At 37.0% G+C, this 2,313-nt stretch carries 1 protein-coding gene; it reads right to left on the bottom strand.

Features of this window, described 5'->3' with window-relative positions; genetic code table 11:
• Positions 1-2,137, bottom strand: a 2,137-nt coding sequence (locus AC07E5_RS09885; RefSeq protein WP_498625360.1) for an ESPR-type extended signal peptide-containing protein, incomplete at its 3' end; no start/stop codon positions are given.
• Positions 2,138-2,313: the final 176 nt, after the last annotated feature.

The raw sequence follows: 2,313 nt of genomic DNA, 5'->3' as shown, positions 1-2,313 counted from the left end.
TTGCTCCAGTTGCTCCAGTTGCTCCAGTTGCTCCAGTCGCTCCAGTCGCTCCAGTTGCTCCAGTTGCTCCAGTTGCTCCAGTTGCTCCAGTTGCTCCAGTTGCTCCAGTTGCTCCAGTTGCTCCAGTCGCGCCAGTATCACCCGTTTCACCTTTCATGTTGAAACTTTCTAGATACCAGTCACCATCAGCATGTTTATTTAAAAGATATTCGTAACCACCTTTAACAACACGACGTTGTAATAAGAATTCACCATTAGATGTACCATCTATGTCATACATCAAAATTGATTCTTTACCTGTTGGATCAACAATATTAAGGTTATTTATCCAAACCCAATCAATACCTTTGTCAATCACATTTCCTGTAATTTTGACGTTATCTGTATATGATTTACCATCTACACCTAAATCACCACTCTGTCCAAGACCCGTTAAATAAGAGTCCATTAGCCAAGTATTATTTCCAGTTGTATAGTCGCCAGTAATGGTTAATTTGTCTCCAGCCACACCATTAGCCAGATCAATTTGAGAGTTGGATGCAACAACGTTTCCTTTTAAGTTAAAAGCAGATTGTGTATTTGTAAGTAGATTACTGCGATTTACATCATGAGCAACAAGTTGTGAATTTATTAAATTTAATGTTGTAAAGTTCGCTTGAGTACTATTTCCATTCGCTTCTAATTGCCAAGTCGCGTTATTTTTTAAATTGAGATTTAAAGTAGAGCTGTCTGTTTTATTTACAAGTCCCTGCATATATCCATTTTCAAAATTATAATTGACTTGGCTTGGCGTTGTACTTGCTCCTTGAACATCAATCAAATATGCATTATTTCCCGTATTAGAGATCAGTGAAGTGTTATCACCTCTAGCAGAGAAAATATAGTTTTTCTGGTTTGTTCCTACAGTAATTAAACTTGCCGTATTTGTGGCTGTTTTATTGATGACTAAATTATTAAATGTTGTTGTCGTCTGATCTGTGGCCTGACTTGAATTACCACTAATACTAATAGCCTCTTTGCCTGATTTGATTTCGGTACTAGAAGTCTCCGAGTTAGCATCTAATAAAGCGCCCTGCCAAATAATATCAATTGCTGAATCATTAACTGCTTTTGTCGTATCAATTACCATTTTTCCTTTAGAATACAAACGACCCTCGCCTGTACCAACTGATGCTGTTTTCCCTAGACGAATGGCATTTGCACGAGCAGATGTGCTCTCAATACTGATATTACTGTTGTTTAAATGAACTTCTGGTACTACACCACCTTGCTCCGAACCCGAAATATAGATTCCAATGGCATCGTTGTTTTGATTTTTAATATCAATGTTTAAATCTTTATTCACCTCTACATAACCAGCACTACCATTACCAGAAGATTGTGGTGCTCCTTGAATTGCACGAATACCAACAACTAATGGATAGGTACCACCAAACAATGAATGATTATTCGCACTCATTTTAATATTTAAATTATCAAATATAGCTTTGGACCTCATCCCATTAAAAGCAGCTGTTTCTGCTGAATTAACACTTGACCCCGCAACTACACCATAGTGCTCAAATCGTTCACCAAATGTTGATCCCCTAGGTAGGTCTAACATAGTGAGATTCAACGTACCAATGGTTGATGTACCTCCATGTGAAACACCCAATCCTACTTTTGGAATACTATCTCCATTTGGATTACTACTATTCGCATCTAAATTTGCAATTGTAAGATTGAGTGTTTTTTCAGCAGCATTAAAAGCAGATGTAAAATTAGGTGCAGTTCCATAGACTGAAATCCCCCCCGATCCCTTGAGTGTTGTGGTTAAATCATTGGTCAGCGTTATGCTTCTGTTGGCATTTTGGCTATAAACTAAAAACCCAGTATTCCAAACACTTGTGTTTCCAATTTCAGGTGAAATAGTAGACACTTCACAGTTAATATTTGCTCCAGTATTATTTGTATTATTAACCGTAACAGAGCCATTTGTTCCTTTAGTACACTCTACAGCTAAACTCGCTGAGGAAATCAGAACACCACCAATCAATAAAGTCACTTTCGATGATGATTTCCCTTTTCTCCCAAGCTCTGAACATACAATCCATTGGCCCAATGAATTATTCCATATTAATTTAAAGATTTTATTCATATTAATCTTACTCTATTATTGAAAAATGATACACAAGTCACAAAATTATAGAGACCTTTGCACAAACCAGCGACCTACTCTCGACACCAATCTCAAACTCAACTAAAAACTGGAATTGGTGTTAAAAGATAGAAAAAGTCACCGAATTGGCATAACACTCTCCTAAATTGCAGTTA

Source organism: Acinetobacter seohaensis, assembly GCF_056431365.1.
This window is presented reverse-complemented; position numbering and strand designations above follow the sequence as displayed.